At 70.4% G+C, this 17,081-nt stretch carries 15 protein-coding genes; 7 read left to right on the forward strand and 8 right to left on the reverse strand.

The features are described from left to right. Window positions 1-21 precede the first annotated feature (21 nt). The 5 genes from HDC37_RS14425 to HDC37_RS14445 form a co-directional block, all read right to left on the reverse strand. Window positions 22-1,197 carry a mechanosensitive ion channel family protein gene (locus HDC37_RS14425; protein WP_179561090.1) on the reverse strand — a complete coding sequence of 392 codons (1,176 nt, stop codon included), beginning with the start codon at window positions 1,195-1,197 and terminating at the stop codon, window positions 22-24. Window positions 1,198-1,306: 109 nt separating this feature from the next. Further along, window positions 1,307-1,705 carry a DUF779 domain-containing protein gene (locus HDC37_RS14430; RefSeq protein WP_179561091.1) on the reverse strand — a complete coding sequence of 133 codons (399 nt, stop codon included), beginning with the start codon at window positions 1,703-1,705 and terminating at the stop codon, window positions 1,307-1,309. Between the two features lie 165 nt (window positions 1,706-1,870). Further along, window positions 1,871-3,421 carry an aldehyde dehydrogenase family protein gene (locus HDC37_RS14435; RefSeq protein ID WP_179561092.1) on the reverse strand — a complete coding sequence of 517 codons (1,551 nt, stop codon included), beginning with the start codon at window positions 3,419-3,421 and terminating at the stop codon, window positions 1,871-1,873. An 84-nt stretch (window positions 3,422-3,505) separates the two neighbouring features. Beyond that, window positions 3,506-4,843 carry a helix-turn-helix domain-containing protein gene (locus HDC37_RS14440; RefSeq protein WP_179561093.1) on the reverse strand — a complete coding sequence of 446 codons (1,338 nt, stop codon included), beginning with the start codon at window positions 4,841-4,843 and terminating at the stop codon, window positions 3,506-3,508. A 214-nt stretch (window positions 4,844-5,057) separates the two neighbouring features. Beyond that, a complete protein-coding gene (locus tag HDC37_RS14445; RefSeq protein ID WP_308472233.1) occupies window positions 5,058-5,396 on the reverse strand; it encodes a helix-turn-helix domain-containing protein in 339 nt (112 codons plus the stop codon). 86 nt (window positions 5,397-5,482) lie between these two features. Here HDC37_RS14445 and HDC37_RS14450 point away from each other — a divergent pair, with 86 nt between their 5' ends. From HDC37_RS14450 to HDC37_RS14460, 3 genes are all read left to right on the forward strand, one after another. Further along, entirely contained in the window at window positions 5,483-6,139 is a 657-nt protein-coding gene (locus HDC37_RS14450) for an FMN-dependent NADH-azoreductase (RefSeq protein WP_179561094.1), read from the forward strand. 161 nt (window positions 6,140-6,300) lie between these two features. Then, complete coding sequence (locus HDC37_RS14455; RefSeq protein WP_179561095.1) at window positions 6,301-6,657, forward strand: PadR family transcriptional regulator; 357 nt, start codon at window positions 6,301-6,303, stop codon at window positions 6,655-6,657. Continuing rightward, complete coding sequence (locus HDC37_RS14460) at window positions 6,654-7,778, forward strand: DUF998 domain-containing protein (protein ID WP_179561096.1); 1,125 nt, start codon at window positions 6,654-6,656, stop codon at window positions 7,776-7,778. Before HDC37_RS14455 ends, HDC37_RS14460 begins: the two co-directional genes overlap by 4 nt. Before the next feature lie 120 nt (window positions 7,779-7,898). On the opposite strand, the gene HDC37_RS14465 is transcribed toward HDC37_RS14460, so the two are convergent. Both HDC37_RS14465 and HDC37_RS14470 read right to left on the reverse strand, forming a co-directional pair. Continuing rightward, complete coding sequence (locus tag HDC37_RS14465) at window positions 7,899-9,329, reverse strand: CCA tRNA nucleotidyltransferase (RefSeq protein ID WP_179561097.1); 1,431 nt, start codon at window positions 9,327-9,329, stop codon at window positions 7,899-7,901. 22 nt (window positions 9,330-9,351) lie between these two features. Beyond that, complete coding sequence (locus tag HDC37_RS14470; RefSeq protein WP_179561098.1) at window positions 9,352-10,944, reverse strand: methyltransferase; 1,593 nt, start codon at window positions 10,942-10,944, stop codon at window positions 9,352-9,354. Between the two features lie 175 nt (window positions 10,945-11,119). On the opposite strand from HDC37_RS14470, the gene HDC37_RS14475 reads away from it, so the two are divergent. The 4 genes from HDC37_RS14475 (at window position 11,120) to trxA (ending at window position 16,553) form a co-directional block, all read left to right on the forward strand. Next, window positions 11,120-13,432, forward strand: coding sequence for a DUF6049 family protein (locus HDC37_RS14475; RefSeq protein WP_179561099.1), 2,313 nt, complete (start codon window positions 11,120-11,122; stop codon window positions 13,430-13,432). Then, a complete protein-coding gene (murJ, locus tag HDC37_RS14480) occupies window positions 13,429-15,048 on the forward strand; it encodes a murein biosynthesis integral membrane protein MurJ (RefSeq protein ID WP_179561100.1) in 1,620 nt (539 codons plus the stop codon). The genes HDC37_RS14475 and murJ overlap by 4 nt, the downstream gene beginning before the upstream one ends. A 100-nt stretch (window positions 15,049-15,148) precedes the next feature. Next, window positions 15,149-16,135 carry a thioredoxin-disulfide reductase gene (gene trxB / locus HDC37_RS14485; protein ID WP_179561101.1) on the forward strand — a complete coding sequence of 329 codons (987 nt, stop codon included), beginning with the start codon at window positions 15,149-15,151 and terminating at the stop codon, window positions 16,133-16,135. Between the two features lie 94 nt (window positions 16,136-16,229). Further along, on the forward strand, window positions 16,230-16,553 hold the full coding sequence (gene trxA / locus HDC37_RS14490) for a thioredoxin (RefSeq protein ID WP_124291993.1): 324 nt from the start codon (window positions 16,230-16,232) through the stop codon (window positions 16,551-16,553). A 122-nt stretch (window positions 16,554-16,675) separates the two neighbouring features. Here trxA and HDC37_RS14495 read toward each other — a convergent pair whose 3' ends face one another. After that, window positions 16,676-17,023 (reverse strand): tryptophan synthase subunit alpha, encoded by a 348-nt coding sequence (locus tag HDC37_RS14495; protein ID WP_179561102.1) that lies wholly within the window; start codon window positions 17,021-17,023, stop codon window positions 16,676-16,678. Between the last annotated feature and the right edge of the window lie 58 nt (window positions 17,024-17,081).

Genomic DNA, 17,081 nt, shown 5'->3' on the forward strand with positions numbered 1-17,081 from the left:
CGCCCCGCGCGGGGCGCTGGGCTATACGAACGACCGCGCGGGGAGCGCCGCACCGGCACCGGCCAGGGCGCGGGCGCTCATCGCGTCGACGGAATCGCGCGGGCCGCCGGTCGGCTCGTCCATGCGCACCCGCTGCAGGGGAAGGGCATCCGGATGCTCGCGGCGCACCCAGCTCGCGAGCTGCTCGCGCACCAGGCAGCGCAGCGACCACAGCTTGTCGGCGTCGACCGCGCTGACCATGACGCGCACCTGCAGCATCCCGGCGCTCGCGTCGGTCACGACCACTCCGCTTCCCACCCCGTCCCAAAGATCGGTGGTCGACAGCAGGCGGTCCACCTCTCCGCGCAGGGCATCGACGTCGACGCGCCAATCGAGATCGAAGTAGACCGTGCCGATGAGTGCGCGGCCGAGCTTGGTCCAGTTCTCGAACGGCGTGGTGGTGAAGTAGGTGCAGGGCAGCACCAGCGTGCGCTGATCCCAGACCTCGAGCACGACATAGCTGAGCGTGATCTCGCGGATCTTCCCGTACTCGCCCTGGACGACCACGACGTCGCCGACCCGGATGGCCTCGCTGAAGGCGAGCTGCACTCCGGCGAACAGGTTTCCGAGGATGGATTGCGCGGCAAGGCCTGCGACGATCGACGCGACGCCGGCCGAGGCGAGAACGCTCGCGCCCACCGCCCGCACCGACTCGAAGGTCATGAGGATCGCACCGACTGCGAAGATCACGATGACCGCGACGACCAGGCGCCGGATGATCTGCAGCTGCGTCCTCACCTTGCGCGACGAGAAGCTGTCCACGCCGTGACGCTGATACCGCTTCGTACCGCTGTCGACGAAGAAGAGGAACAGCCGGGTGAGGAACCAGGCCGCCGACGCGATGAGCACGATCCCCAGGCTGTGGTGCACTCCGTCTCGCAGACTCTGCCCCACGGGGAGGGCGATGGACGCGATGAGGAGTGCGATGACGAGCAGGGTGGCACGGAACGGCCACCGCGTGCGGGCGTGCAGCTCAGCCGCCCACCGACCACGGCGGCCGATCAGGGAAAGGGCCACCGAGACGACGACCATCACCGCGAGGGCGACTCCGACGGCGATTGCCAGTGCGAGGCCGAAGCCCGTCCAGGTCCGCCAACCCTCCTCCAGCGCCTGCGTGACGTTGTCGCCGATGTTCCCGTCGTCCGTGGTGAGGAACACACCACTCCCTTCCGTCGCCCGACTTCCACGGTAGGCATCGGTGGGGAGGAGGACGCAAATCCTCACGGGATCTCAGACGCGACGCCCAGGTACGCCGGACGACGCGGTGTCAGGCCGACGGAGCGAGGCCGAAAGCCTGGAGTTCTGCCCCGTCGAGCATTCGCGAGCGGATGATGAACCTGTTGCCGGTGGGCCCCTCGACGCTGAAGCCCGCCCCACGGCCGGGCACCACGTCGATGGTGAGGTGGGTGTACTTCCAGTACTCGAACTGGGCCTCGGAGATGTAGACCTCGATCGGCGCATCGAGCCCCACCTCGAGCGAGCCGAGGTGCACGTCGCTGGGCCCGATGAGGAACATGCCGACCGGGTAACACATCGGTGCGCTGCCGTCGCAGCATCCTCCCGACTGATGGAACATCAGCGGGCCGTACTGCGCGGTGAGGCTGCGCAGCAGGGTCGCCGCCGCGTCTGAGACCGCCACGCGGCTGTGCGGCGTCGGGTCGCTCATCGGTTTCTCCTTTCGGGCGTTTCGACTCGCTGCGCTCGCTCAACAACCGGGGTGGGCGCTGGGCTCGCTCAACGACCGGGGTGGGCGCTGGGCTCGCTCAACGACCGGGGGCGGGGGACCCGGTCGTTGAGCGAGCCGCGAAGCGGGGGATGAAACGTCGACGGCTCAGAAGAAGCCCATCGCGCCTTCGGCGTACGACACCAGCAGGTTCTTGGTCTGCTGGTAGTGGTCGAGCATCTTCAGGTGGTTCTCCCGCCCGATGCCCGACTGCTTGTAGCCGCCGAAGGCGGCGTGCGCGGGGTACTGGTGGTACGTGTTGGTCCACACCCGGCCGGCCTCGATCGCCCGGCCCGCGCGGTACGCGGTGTCGCCCGAGCGGCTCCACACCCCGGCGCCGAGGCCGTAGAGGGTGTCGTTGGCGATCGAGATGGCGTCGTCGAAGTCGTCGAACGAGGTCACCGACACGACGGGCCCGAAGATCTCCTCCTGGAAGATGCGCATGTCGTTCGTGCCCTCGAACACCGTCGGGGCGACGTAGTAGCCCTCCGACAGGTCTCCGCCGAGGTCAACGCGCTCGCCGCCGGTGAGGAGCTTCGCGCCACCCTGCTTGCCGATGTCGATGTACGACAGAATCTTCTCGAGCTGATCGTTCGAGGCCTGCGCGCCGATCATGGTCGCCGGGTCGAGGGGGTTCCCCTGCACGATCTTCGACACCCGGTCGAGCCCATCGCCGAGGAAGCGATCGTAGATGGACCGCTGGATGAGCGCGCGCGACGGACAGGTGCACACCTCGCCCTGGTTCAGCGCGAAGAACGTGAAGCCTTCGAGCGCCTTGTCGTAGTAGGCATCGTCGGTGGAGCGCGCGACGTCCTCGAAGAAGACGTTGGCGCTCTTGCCCCCGAGCTCCAGGGTCACCGGGATGAGGTTCTGCGACGCGTACTGCATGATGAGGCGCCCGGTGGTGGTCTCGCCGGTGAAGGCGACCTTGCGGATGCGCTTGTGCTGAGCGAGCGGCGCGCCCGCCTCGATGCCGAACCCGTTGACGATGTTCACCACGCCGGCCGGCAGCAGGTCGCCGATGATCTCGAAGAGGAAGAGCAGGGATGCCGGCGTCTGCTCCGCCGGCTTCAGCACGACGCAGTTGCCCGCCGCGAGGGCAGGGGCGAGCTTCCACGTCGCCATGAGGATCGGGAAGTTCCAGGGGATGATCTGGCCCACCACGCCCAGCGGCTCGTGGAAGTGGTAGGCGACGGTGTCTTCGTCGAGCTGGCTGAGCGAGCCCTCCTGCGCGCGCAGCACCCCGGCGAAGTAGCGGAAGTGGTCGACGGCGAGCGGGATGTCGGCGGCGAGCGTCTCGCGGACGGGCTTGCCGTTCTCCCACGTCTCGGCGACGGCGATCTTCTCGAGGTTCTCCTCGATACGGTCGGCGATCTTGTTGAGGATCACCGCACGCTCGGCCGGAGTCGTGCGCTTCCACGACTCGAAGGCGCGCCACGCGACATCCACGGCTCGATCGATGTCTTCGGAGGTTCCGCGCCCCACCTCGCAGAAGGGCTTGCCGTTGACGGGGGAGATGTTCTCGAAGTACTGGCCTTTGATCGGCTCGACGAACTCGCCCCCGATGTAGTGGCCGTAGCGGGCACGGTAGTCGGCCAGGGAACCGCGCTGGCCGGGGGCGGCGTAGATGCTCGACACGCCTTCTTCGACGATGGTCATGGATGTCTCCTTCGACAGGTTCGCGACAGGTCGTCGTCGCGTGCCCCGACGCTAGGCGAGCGGAGGTTGCATCCGGTTGCGAGGTCAGTCCTCGAGCTGCGCGACCCGCGCGACCAGAGCCGCCCGCTTCGGAGAGCGCGGCGGCAGCATCGACAGGCACAGGCGCAGCACCTCGACATCCTCGGCGCCGGCGGCGGTGTCGGCGTAGGCGAGGAGGACGTCGACCGATGCCTCGGCGAGGAGCGCCTCACGCAGAGTTGCGGCCACCGTCGCGCGGAACTGCTCCACACCGGGCGCGACCGAGTCGGGCAGCACCTCACCGCGGTACGCCGAGAGGGCGACCCGGTGCGCGCCGCGGTCGAGCAGGGAGAGGAGTTGCTGCGCATCGGTCTCGACCGCCGTCGTCAGCCGGTAGGGGCGTGATGCGGGAACGAGGTCGGGCGAGGTCTGTTCGAGCACCTTGCGCAGGCGCACCATCTCCGCGCGCAGCGTCACGACTGCTTCCGGATCGCCGTAGACGAGCTCACTCAGTCTCTCGGCCGAGAGGCCCTGGCGGTGGACGGCGAGAAGGAGCAGCAGCTCGGCGTGTCGGCCGCTGACCTCGACGACCCTCTCACTGTCGCCCGTGCCGACGTCGAGCAGCGCCCGATCACGTCCGAGCACGCGCAGGGTCGCGCGGGCGGGTTGCGGGTCCGCCGCGCGCGAGCGCGGGCGCGGCGGACGGGACGGATGCGACGGCGCCGCCCTCTGGCGCAGCCGTGCGATGAGCAACTCGCCCTCGATGGCCCGCGCCGCAGCATCCACCAGCAGCTGCGCCTGCGGGGTTGCCGCCTCGGGGCCCCCGGTGACGTCGATGACGCCCAGGAGGCGGCGCGTCTCGGGGTCGTGCACCGGCGCCGCGGTGCATGACCACGGCTGCACGAGGCGGTTGAAGTGCTCGGCGCCGTGGATCTGCACCGAGCGGTCGAGGGCTAGCGCGGTGCCGGGGGCGGAGGTGCCGACCGCGTCTTCCGACCAGTTCGCGCCCGCGACGAAACCCATGTCCCCGGTGAGTGTGCGGATGCGACGATCGCCGTCGACCCAGATGAGCCGCCCGGCGGCGTCGCCCACCGCGACGATGACGCCCGACTCGGCGGCTCCGCCGGGAAGCAGCAGGCCTCGCACCATGTCGATGACCGACCCGAGAGGGTGGTTGCGCCGGTACTGCTCGAGTGCATCGGCGTCGAGGTCGAGCGGGGGGAGGTCTTCGGCACCCACGAGGCCCTGAAGCGACCGGCGCCACGAGTCGCGGACCAGGGGCCGCACGTCATCCAACCGCCGGTCGGCGGCGTTGCCGGCGAGCAGTTCCTCGTGTGCGCGCTCGATCAGCAGCCGCGTGGTCTCGGGCGAGACCTCGCGGCGCGACGACCACGACGATGCCACGCCGGCTCCGTTCCTCAGCGAGCGGTTGCCGCCAGTGTACGTCCGCGCGTGGCCCGGTCGGGCGGGTCGGCGCGTCCTCCCCCGCCCTCTCCCGCCCTCTCCCGCCCCCTTGGCGAGAGTGCATCTGCGCGCCGAGAATGCGGGTGAACCACGAATTCTCGGCGCCCCGTTGCATTCTCGCGGGGTCGGGTGGGAGCGAGGGGCGCCTTGCGCGTCAGCGCGGGGCGGCGATGAGGTTCACCCGGGCCCAGTCGCCGAGCTGTGCGAGCACCGGCACCAGTTCACGTCCGGCGTCCGAAAGCCGGTAGGTCACCGCGACAGGCGGACCCGTGTCGACCTCCCGGATGACGAGGCCTGCGTCGGCCAACTCGGTCAGCCGATCCGACAGCACGGCATCGCTGATTCCGCTCACCGTTCGCCGCAGCGCGACGAAGGACAGCTCGCCGCCACCCAGAGCGTCGATGATCATGCCGTTCCAGCGCTTGCCGAGGATCGAGAACGCCAAGGTGACAGCGGCGTCGCACTGATGCGCCTCCGCTGCCTGCCCGTCCACGCCACCATTCTACGCGTGCTACGCTCTGCGAAGTCGCTATCCTTTTCTTAGTGACTCATCGTTTGGTAGCTGCAGATTGGATCGACATGTCCCTCTTCCGTTTGGACGCCAGCGTCTTCCCTGCCCGGTCCGCCAGCCGCGAGCTCGCCGACCTCGTCGAGGCCGAGTGGCTGGCCGCTCACCTCGACTCGACGGTCACTCGACGAGACATCGCCGCGAACCCCGTCCCCGCCACCGCGTGGGTCGACGCCGTGACCGGCGGCATGACGTCGGAGGATGAGCGAACGCCGGGCCAGCGGGAAGCTGTCGCGCTCGCCCGCACCTTCGCCGACGAGATGATCGGCGCGGATGCCCTGCTCTTCGCCGTCCCTCTCTACAACTACGGCGTCTCGCAGCACTTCAAGTCGTGGTTCGACGTCGCCTACACCGACCCGCGCATCGATCCGCAGGGCACGGCGCTGAACGGGAAGCCCGCGACACTCGTGACCGTTCTCGGCGGCAACTACGCGCCGGGCACTCCGAAGGAGGGCTGGGACCACTCGACCGGCTGGCTGCGCCGCGTGCTCCAGGACGTCTGGGGGCTCGACCTTCGCGTCGTGCAGCGTCCCTTCACCCTCGTCGGGGTGAATCCGGCGCTCGACGCCTTCGCCGACACCGCCGCCGAGCTGCGCGTGGAGGCCGAGGAGGGTGCCCGGCGGTCTGGCCGCGAGATCGCCGAAGCGCATCGCGCGCGCGTGGCCTGAGGCTCCAAACCCGCGCGTATCACCGCGAGAGGGCATCTGCGCGCCGAGAATACGTGCGCCACCCGGGTTCCCGGCGCGCAGGTGTACATCGGCGGGGGCGAACTGTCTCTTGCGTGGTACCGCGCAATGCGTGGTACCGTTCACGGGAGAGGAGCGTCTTCATGGACTCGACACAGCTCTTGAAGGGAGTGCTCGACGCCGCGGTGCTCGCGGTCGTGCAGCACGACGATGGATACGGCTACGACATCGTCCGACGTCTCCGTGAGGCGGGACTCGGCGAAGTAGGAGATGCTTCGGTCTACGGCACGCTGCGACGGCTGTACTCCCAGGGCTCGCTGTCGAGCTATGTCGTGCCGTCGGACGGCGGCCCTCACCGGAAGTACTACGCCATCAATGCGCAGGGTCGCGACCAGCTCGCCGCTCAGCGCGAGAGCTGGCTGAGCTTCGCCGCAGCCATGACGTCCCTGCTCGAGACTCCCGCCACTCCTGCACTGCGCACGATCGGAGACGCACGATGACCACGACAATCGCCGCCGGCGACATCAGCTCCTTCGCTTCTGCGGTCCGCGCCGAACTCTCCGACCTGCCGGCGGACGACGTCGACGAAATCCTCGACGGCCTCGAGGGAGATCTGTCCGATCAAGCCGCCGAGGCCGGGGACGACTTCGTCCTTCCCGATCCGGCGGCATACGCCGCCGAGCTGCGATCGGCCGCCGGGCTGCCCGAACGCGAGGCGACCGCGTCGCGCCCTTTCAGGAAACGACTGGATGACGCCGACGCGGCCGTCGCTCAGTGGTTCCGGTCGCATCCTGCGACGCAGACGATCCGCGACTTCCTCGTCGCCCTCCGGCCGGTCTGGTGGCTGCTTCGTGGCTGGGCGCTCTACATGATCGTGATCGGATTACTGCCGATCTCGGACCCGTTCGGCATCACCGGTGACGTCCTCGCACGTCTGATCTCCCCCACCGTCAACATCGTCTACTTGTCGCTCCTCCTCGCCTGCGTCATCCTCAGTGTGCAGTGGGGTCGGGGCAGGTGGGCGCCCACCCGATGGCTGCGTGGGACACGAACGGCGCTGAGCGTGGTGAGCGCGATCGCCGTCCCGCTCCTTGCTTTCTCGGCGATCGGGCAGGTCAGTGGCGCGATGTCGTACATCCGGTCAGCGGGATACGAGAACTTCACCCCCGGCCTCGCCGTGGACAGTGAGCGAGTACGCAACATCTTCGCCTATGACGCCCAGGGGAACCCCATCGAACAGGTGCAGTTGTTCGATCAGTCGGGTCAGCCACTCACCACGGTAGGACCGAGCGGACAGACGGAGCCGATCGACCCCTACTTCTGGGGTGGCGGCGGGCCGGCACCCGTGGCAGAGCGGGAGATCGGCCGACAGCCGGTGTGGAACGTCTTCCCGCTTCGCGAGGTTCCGGCCGACGCCTTTCTCGTCGGTGAGCCCGACCCGCGAGAGGCGACGACACCGACCTTCCCCTTCGCCCAGGTTCCGACAGTCGCTGCGCGCGATGACGAGCCGACGACGGCGACTCCGACCCCGACGGCGACTCCGACCCCGACGGCGTCACCCGCACCCCACCCCTCGCCCTCTATGCCCGGCGACTCGCCAACGGAGGTGCCCACTCCGTAGTTCTCACGATGCTGACGGTCGTCGGGGAATGCCGCGGTTGTCCGGTAATGCGCGACGCTGACCAGGCAACGCCGTGAGTCTCCGGCAACCGGCGACCCGCGACGCAGACGCGCCCCGACCTCAGGCCGAGCGCGCCGCCCACCAGGCGCGCAGGCGCCGCTCGGCCTCCTCCTCGCCGAGCACCCCCTCGTCCAGGCGCAGGTCGAGGAGGAACCGGTAGGCCTCGCCGACCTCGCGGCCGGGGCGGATGCCGAGCACCTCCTGGATGCGGTTGCCGTCGAGCTCGGGGCGCACCGCGTCGATCTGCTCCTGCTCCCGCAGGGCGGCGATGCGGTTCTCGATGTCGTCATAGGCCGACGCCAGTCGCGCCGCCTTGCGGCGGTTCCGCGTCGTCACATCGGCGCGGGTGAGGATGTGCAGGCGCTCCAGCTCCGCATCGGCGTCGCGCACGTACCGCCGCACCGCCGAGTCGGTCCACGCGCCTTCTGCATAGCCGAAGAACCGCAGATGCAGCTCGATCAGCCGGGTCACCGTGCCGATCGTGTCGCTGTCGAACCGCAGCGCCTGGAGACGCTTGCGCGCCATGCGCGCACCCTTGACGTCGTGATGGTGGAAGGTGACTCCGCCGCCCGGCTCGAGCCGCCGCGTCGCGGGCTTGCCGATGTCGTGCAGCAGGGCCGCCAGGCGCAGCGGAACATCGGGAGGAGCATCCGGGAAGCGCTCCTTCTCGAGCTGGATCGTCTGGCGCAGCACGGTCAGCGAGTGCTCGTAGACGTCTTTGTGGTGGTGGTGCTCATCGATCTCGAGGCGCAGCGCCGGCACCTCGGGGAGGAAGAGGTCGATCAGCCCCGTCTCGACGAGCAGTCGGATGCCACGCGCCGGGTCGGCGGTCTGCAGCAGTTTCACCAGCTCGCCCTGGATCCGTTCGGGGCTGACGATCGACAGGGTCTCACGCAGCTCGGTCATCGCCGCGACCGTGTCGGCGTCGACGTCGAACTCCAACTGCGAGGCGAAACGCGCGGCCCGCAGCATCCGGAGCGGATCATCACCGAAACTCACCCGTGGGACGCCGGGGGTGCGCAGCCGCTGCCCGACGAGGTCTTCGACACCACCGGTCGGGTCGACGAGAGTGCACGAGGGTACCCGCAGGGCCATGGCGTTCACGGTGAAATCGCGCCGGGCGAGATCGCCGTCGAGAGTGTCGCCGAACTCGACGGTGGGCTTGCGGGTGACGCCGTCGTAGCTGTCGGCGCGGTAGGTCGTGATCTCTACGCTTTCGCCCTGCACCCGCGCGCCGATCGTGCCGAACGCGCGGCCGATGTCCCACTGGGTCGAGCTGATAGGGGTGACGATCCGCAGGATGTCGTCGGGCGACGCATCGGTGGTGAAGTCGAGGTCGTTCGTGCGCCGTCCGAGGAACGCATCGCGCACCGGGCCCCCCACGATCGACAGCTCGCGTCCGGCGGCGTCGAACGCGGCGGCGAGGGTCGACACGACCGGCGATGCGGCGAGCGCGCTCAGGCGCGCGAGGCCTTCGGCCATGTTGGGCATGGCTTCCACGATATCCGCCGGCTCAGTCGGCGAAGAGGAGGAAGCCGGTGAACAGCAGCTCCCGCACCCGCGGCAGCAGGTCGGCGCGTAGCGCCTCGGGGTCGACCTCGAGCAGCTGCGCGATCGCGTCGACGAGAGGCCCGACGGCGAGGTCGCCGTCGCTCGCGCCGACGAGCGCGGCGAGTGCCGGATCGACGGCCACGACCCGGCCGAAGGCGCCGCCCTGGTGCAGCTCGATGACGGTCGGCGCCTCTTCGCCGGGACGGTGATGGCGGGCCTCGGTCACATCGGGCGCGACCCGGAGGACGGATGCCGCGAGCGCCGCGTGCCCGGCCGGACCCTCCCCGAGCGACACCAGCCGGGCGTGCGCGGCGAGCGAGGCGGCGAGGTCGGCGCCGGTGGCCTCGGCGGTGCCGCGCACGCGCTCGTATCGCTCGAGCGTCACCCGCCAGGACGGCGGGCGGTGCAGCAGGATGTACCCGAACCCCACCCCGGTGACGCCGCGGCGGGCGAAGTCGTCGAGCCACGCCTCGATGAGTCGGGCGTACTCCGGCGTGCCGGGCGCCGTTCCGCCGTCGCGGATCCACAGCTCCGCGTACGCCAGCGGGTCGAGACGCTCGCGCTCGATCACCCAGGCGTCGAGGGCGACCGGTGCGTCGGCGACCCAGCTGCGCACGCGATCGAGGCCGTCCTCTTCGGCACCGTCCGCACCCTCGCGGTACTCCCAGTTGCCGAGCAGCTGCGCCACGCCACCGGGGGCGAGATGCACCCCGAGCCCGGTGACCACCTCGGCGACGAGCGCGTCGCCGACGAGCCCGCCGTCGCGGTACTCATAGGCCGGCACCCCGTCGACGCGCGGGGTGATGACGAACGGCGGGTTCGAGACGATCCGGTCGAACTTCTCGCCCGGCTCGAGCGGGTCGAACAGGCTCCCGTGCCGGGTGTGGATGTCGTCGACGCCGTTCAGCAGCGCGTTGAGACGAGTGAACCGCAGTGCGCGCTCGGAGATGTCCGTCGCCACCACCCGCCGCACCCCGCGTCGGAGCCGCAGGGCCTGGATGCCGCAGCCGGTGCCGAGGTCCAGACCGCGGTCCGCCCCGCCGCCCGGCAGCTGCAACCGCGCGAGGGTCTGCGACGCACCGCCGACTCCCAGGACATGGCCCTCGGCGAGAGGCCCGGCGAGCGCTGCTTCGTCGAGGTCGCTGGCGACCTGCCATTCGCCCTCGCCCTGCTCGTCGACGAACGACTGGGGGCGGATGATCGCCAGCGGCCGCACCGCGGCATCCGGGTCGGCCGTCCTCTCCACCAGCCCGAGGGCGAGGAGTCCCTCGATTCCGGCGTGGGGGACGGATTCCGCCACGGGACCCGCGGGCTCGGTGACGCCGAGCACGAAGAGGCGCCCGAGAACGGCGAGAGGATCGGCCCGGTCGCCGAGGGCGGCCCTGGCCGGACCGCGCAGACCCCGGGCGATGGCGGTGTCGGCCACAGGCCCCCAGGCGGCCCGAAGCGCCTCGGAGGTGAAGTCGGCGGCCCGCAGGTCATCGGCGAGCGCCCGGCAACGCACCGGATCGGGCTCGGGAAGCGGCGCGACGGTCGGGCGGGGGGCGGGGGGCATCTGTCCATTCAAGCCGATCGCCCGGTCCGGATCGGGTCGGGTGATCCGACCGCGGCGCGGAAGCCGATCAGCCGCTGCGCGGAAGGGCATCGGCAACCTCGGAGGCCCGGACCGTAGAATCGCACCCGGCCGCGGGTCTTCGGTCGCACACAGCGACTCCCGGGGCCGCCCATCTATGACGCAGAGCCCCTCCGACCCGCGGGCGAGATCCCGACGCGGCACGCGCGCCCGCTGGAGCGCGACGGTCGCCGCGTTCGCGACCCTCCTGACCCTGGCAGGGTCACCGGCGGGCGCAGCAGCCGCCGTACCCGGAAGCCCACCGGTCGTCGCGACGCAGGAGCGGCCGGCTGCGGCCAGCCCGAGTCCGAGTCCGACGCCCTCCGACGGCGTGCCCGCGCTCTCGGGAGAGGTGGCGCTGCTCGTCGCCCCCATCGGCGGAGGTGTCGTCACCGCCGGTCAGGCGCTCATCGCCTCCGTGACCGTCGACAACGGCACCGAGCTGCCGACCGCCGGGGCCGAGGCCGTGCTCTCGGTCGGCCTCGAGTCGCTGGCCGATCGCCGGGCCCTCGACGCGTGGCTCGCCGGCAGTGACGGCGCTGCGGTGCAGGAGGCCGGAAGGGCACCGGTCGAGCCGGTCGCGTCCGGCGCGCGGCAGACGGTCGCCGTCACGGTCGCCGCCGATGACCCCGTCCTCACCGGCAGAGCCCCCGGCGTCTATCCGATCACCGCGCAGCTCGCCGGCGCTGATGGCGAACTCGAGGCGCGCAGCGTCATCGTCGTGCCCGATCCCGCGGCCACCGCGGCCGTGGCCGCCATGGTGCCGATCACCGCCCCGGCGCTCTCGGCGGGGCTGCTCACTGCCGATGAGCTCGCCGCCCTCACCGCCCCCGGCGGCGACCTCGACGCCCAGCTCACCGGGGTCGAAGGCACAGCGGCCATCCTCGCGATCGATCCGGCGATCCCCGCCAGCATCCGCGTCCTGGGCGACAGCGCCCCCGAGCAGGCCGTGGAGTGGCTCGACCGCCTCCTCTCCCTGCCGAACTCGCGGTTCGCGACCCAGTTCGGCGACGCCGACGTGGCCACGCAGCTGCGCGCCGGGCTGACCGTGCCCCTCCAGCCGACGTCGCTGCTGTCGTACATGGACGCCGGCGACTTCCCCCCGCAGGACGGCGCGGATGGCGAGAACAGCGCGGACGATGCCGGCCAACCATCGGGCGCGCCCCGCACCGACGCCTCACCCACCCCGGGTGCGAACACCCCCGGAGCGGGCTCCGCCACCCCGTCCGCCACCCCATCGGCGCCCGTCGACCCCTCGGCCCCCGTCTACCCCGGCCTCGCCGAGCTGCTGTCGATCGGCGCTGCCCGCGAGGCCGTGTACTGGCCCGCCGGGGATGCGGTCGCGCCCGACACCGTCGCCGGTCTCGCCCCGCTCGGCACCGAGAGCTCGCCGGCGCTCACACTCGTGCCGTCCGACCGCACCGCCTCCGGCTCCGACGGGGCCGCTGTTCCGGCCCGCGGCGACGCGGCGGGCGCGGGCGTCCTCGTCTACGACAGCCGCCTCTCCGACGCCCTGCAGACCGCCTCCCTTCTCGATGACGCGGTCCTGCGCGGGGCTGAGCTCGCCACGGCGAGCGCCGAGCTCGCCTTCGCCAAGGCCGACGCCCCGGGGGCGGCGCTCCTGGTGGCCTTCGACCGGTCGTCGGCTCGCTCCTACGTCGCCCTCGACACGGCCATCGCCGCCGCCCTCGAGGCGCCGGGCGTGACCCCGCTCTCCCTCCCGGGGCTCGTCGCCGTGCCGCCGGCACCCGTCGAAATCGCGGCGCTCACCGACGATGAGGGTGCCCTCGAGGCGGAACGCGCGGCCGCGACATCCGCCCTCATCGACGACGAGGCCCGGATCGGTCGCTTCTCCAGCATCATGGACGACCCTCAGCTGCTCACCGGACCCGAGCGCGCTGAGCTGCTGCAGCTGCTCGGGGTGTCATGGCTCGCCACCCCCGCTGCCCGCACCCTCGCGCTCACCGAGCACCGCACCGAGACCCAGGAGACCCTCTCGGCGGTGGAGATGCTGCCGCCGAGCACCACGCAGCTCATCAGTGCCGACTCGGCCCTCCGGCCCTGGGTGCGCAACGACCTCCCGTGGCCGGTGAATCTCGAGCTGCGCGCCGCCCCCGACGACGTCCGCCTCGACGTGCAGGAGGTGACGGCCTTCACCGTCCCCGCCGGGTCGAACGCTCGCGTCGAGATTCCCGTCCAGGCGCGCCTCGGCAACGGCGAGGTTCGGGTCGACCTGCAGCTGCGAAGCCCCACGCTCGAACCGATCGGGCAGACGCAATCGGTCGAGGTCGTCGTCAGCGCCGAGTGGGAGTCGATCGGCCTGATCGTGCTCGCCACCCTCGTCGGGCTCTTCCTCCTGATCGGGGTCATCCGCACGATCCGGCGTCTGCGCCGGCGCTCGACGGCAGATGACGCGAGCGTGGCCCCGTGAGCGGCATCGGGCGCGCGAGCGTCCTCATCGGCGCCGGCACGATCGTCTCGCGGGTGACGGGGCTCCTCCGCACCATCGTGCTGGTCGCCGCGATCGGTTCGGTCGGCAGTAAGGCAGCCGACGCGTTCACGATCGCCAACCAGCTGCCGAACAACATCTACGCGATCATCTCCACCGGCATCCTCACCGCGGTGATCGTGCCGCAGATCGTCCGTGCCAGCGCCGACACCGACGGCGGGCAGCGCTTCATCTCCAAGCTGTTCACGCTCGGCACCGTCGTGCTGCTCGCCACCACGGCGATCGCCCTGCTCATCGCGCCGTGGCTGATCGCCCTCTACGCCGACGGCTTCAACGCCGACCAGCTCGCCCTCGCCACAGCCTTCGCCTACTGGTGTCTGCCGCAGATCTTCTTCTACGGCCTGTACGCGCTCGTCGGCGAGACCCTCAACGCCCGCCGCGTGTTCGGGCCGTTCACCTGGGCGCCCATCGTCAACAACGTCATCTCCATCATCGGCTTCGGTGTGTTCATCGCCGTCTTCGGCTCCAACCTCGAGTTGGTGAACGAGTGGGATGCCACGCGCGTGGCCGTCCTCGGCGGCACCGCCACCCTGGGCATCGTCGTGCAGGCGGCGCTGCTGCTGCTGTTCTGGCGTCGCACCGGCATCCGGGTCCGACCCGACTTCGTGTGGCGCGGTGTCGGTCTCGGTCAGGTCGGACGTCTCGCGGGCTGGACGTTCCTCATGGTGGTCGCGGGTCAGCTCGCCGGCCTCGTCCAAACCCGAGTGGTGTCCGAGGCATCGGGTGCCGGCGCATCGCTGACGGTGATGGCCAACGCGTGGCTGATCTTCATGCTCCCGTACTCGATCATCGTCATCTCGATCGGGACGCCCTACTTCACCCAGCTCAGTGAGCACGCGGCCGCAGGACGCGAGGCCGAGGTGCGTGCCGACGTCGGGCGCAGCATCCGCACCCTCGGCTTCTTCATCGTCGCCGCGACCGCCGCGGTCGCCGTCGCCGCCGTGCCGGCCTCGCGCATCTTCACCAACTCGGCCGACGACGCCGTCGAGGCGGCCTGGGTGCTGCTGGCCTACCTCGTCGGGCTCGTCCCCCTCGCCGTGCTCTTCACCGTGCAGCGCACCTTCTACGCCTACAACGACACCCGCACGCCGTTCTTCTTCACCCTGTTCCAGTGCGGCGTCGTGGTCGCGACGGCGTGGGCGGCGCGCGCTGCGTACGAAGCCGGCGTCCTTCCCCTCGAGAGTCTTGCCGCCGCCGTGGCCCTCGGGCAGTCGTTCGCGAGCCTCGTGCAGGTCATCATCGCCACGTGGTTGCTGCACCGGCGGATCGGCGACATCCACGTCCGGGGATGGATGCTGTCGCTCGGCCGGTTCGCTCTCGCCGCCCTTCCCGCGGCCGCCGCCGGGTGGGGCGTGTTCCTGCTCCTGGGCGGGGTGGACGGGTGGACCGTCTCAGACCGGTTCCTCGGCGCGGTCGGCACTGTCGTGATCGGCGTCGTGGTGCTCGGTGTGTACATCGGGATGCTGGCGCTCGTGCGCGCGCCGGAGCTGACGCCCGCGATCGGGATGGTCAAGCGCCTCCTGCCCGGGAAGGGCTGAGTCGCCGCGCCTCTCCACGGGGTGGAAGACACCGGTGGCGTGGAATGTCGGGCGTCTAGCATGTGTTGAGAACCCCGGAAGCAATCGAAAGGGGCGCGTCGTGCGTCACGTCATCATCATCGGATCGGGTCCTGCCGGCTACACGGCGGCCATCTACGCGGCCCGGGCCAACCTCGAACCCCTCGTCATCGCCAGCTCGGTCGAGGCCGGCGGCGAGCTGATGAACACCACTGAGGTGGAGAATTTCCCCGGGTTCCCCGAGGGCATCCAGGGCCCGGAGCTCATGGCCAAGATGCAGGAGCAGGCAGAGAAGTTCGGCGCCGAGGTCGTCTACGACGACGTCGTATCGCTCGACCTCGACGGTGACGTCAAGCGCGTCACCCTGGGCAGCGGCGCATCGCACGAGGCCGAGTCGATCGTCTTCGCGACGGGCTCTGCCCCGCGCAAGATCGGCATCGAGGGCGAATCGCGCCTGTCAGGACGCGGCGTCTCGTACTGCGCCACCTGCGACGGCTTCTTCTTCCGCGAGCGCACCATCGCCGTCGTCGGCGGCGGCGACTCGGCGATGGAAGAGGCGACGTTCCTGACGAAGTTCGCCTCGAAGGTGTACGTCATCCACCGCCGCGACGAGCTGCGCGCCTCGAAGATCATGCAGGAGCGGGCGTTCAAGAACGACAAGATCGAGTTCGTGTGGAACAGCGAGGTCGTCGACATCCTCGGTGAGGAGGCCGTGACCGGTCTCGTGCTCGAGTCGACCGTCGACGGGTCGCGTCGTGAGCTCGCCCTCGAGGGCATCTTCGTCGCCATCGGCTACGACCCGCGCGTGCATCTCGTGCACGGCAAGCTCGACCTCACCGACGCCGGGACCGTGTGGGTCGACGGGCGCACGTCTCGCACATCCGTGCCGGGCGTCTTCGCCGCCGGCGACGTCATCGACCCGACCTACCGTCAGGCCGTCACGGCCGCCGGGAGCGGCACGGTAGCAGCACTGGATGTGGAGCACTACCTCGCAGCCCTCGGCGAGGCCGGCGCGCCCGCACCCGACGTCGCGGAGATCGACGGCCTGCCGGATGCTGACGCTGCCTGAGGCGCCGAACCCTCGGGTACGCGGGTCGCTCGGGAACATCACGGCGCCCGTGAACGTTGATCACACAGTTGGACTCGAAACGAAGGAGACACCTATGACTGCGAAGGCCACCACCTCCGCCACGTTCGAGCAGGATGTCCTGAAGGCCGACGGCCCGGTGCTCGTCGACTTCTGGGCCGAGTGGTGCGGACCGTGTCGCATGGTCTCGCCCGTCCTGGATCAGATCCAGGCCGAGAACCCCGAGAAGATCACGGTTCTGAAGCTCAATGTCGACGAGAACCCCGATCTCGCGATGAAGTACCAGATCACGTCGATCCCGGCGATGAAGGTCTTCAACAAGGGAGAGGTCGAGAAGACGATCATCGGCGCCAAGCCGAAGTTCGCGCTCGAGCAGGACCTGGCGTCCTACCTGTCCTGAGCTCCTCGCTCGAGAGCCCCGGTCCCGCGTTCGCCGCGGACCGGGGCTCTCGTCGTTGACGGCGCGTGCGGGCTTTCATGCCGCGCCGGGCATGGACGCGGCGCAGGACCCGGGGATGCGAGTCAGGACGCGTCTGCCTGGACCGCGGCGTCCCATCGCCGATAGGGCGTGTCGGTGCCCAGCAGGCGCCAGACCGCGCGCGTCAGCGGCGGATAGTCGAGGGCGATCTGCCGCAGAACGCGGTAGTGGCGCGCGGCATTCAGGCGGACTCCGCCGTTGGCCTCGATGTGCTCGGCGCGCAGGGTGAAGACCACGAGTTCATCGACGGTCGGGAGGTCTTCCATGAAATCCCAGGGATCCTCGCCGCCGCGAAGCCGCTCGGTGACGATCACGGAAAGCTCATCCGAGGCCTCCGCGCGCAGCAGTTCGAGACTGGCGCGTCGGCGTGGAGAGCGGTCCTGAGGAGTCACCTGTCCAGCCTACGTGCCCTCGCTGACACTCGGCTCTCCGCCGTCGGGAGCTGTGGAT

The organism is Microbacterium sp. AK009, from assembly GCF_013410955.1.
Lineage (GTDB): Bacteria > Actinomycetota > Actinomycetes > Actinomycetales > Microbacteriaceae > Microbacterium.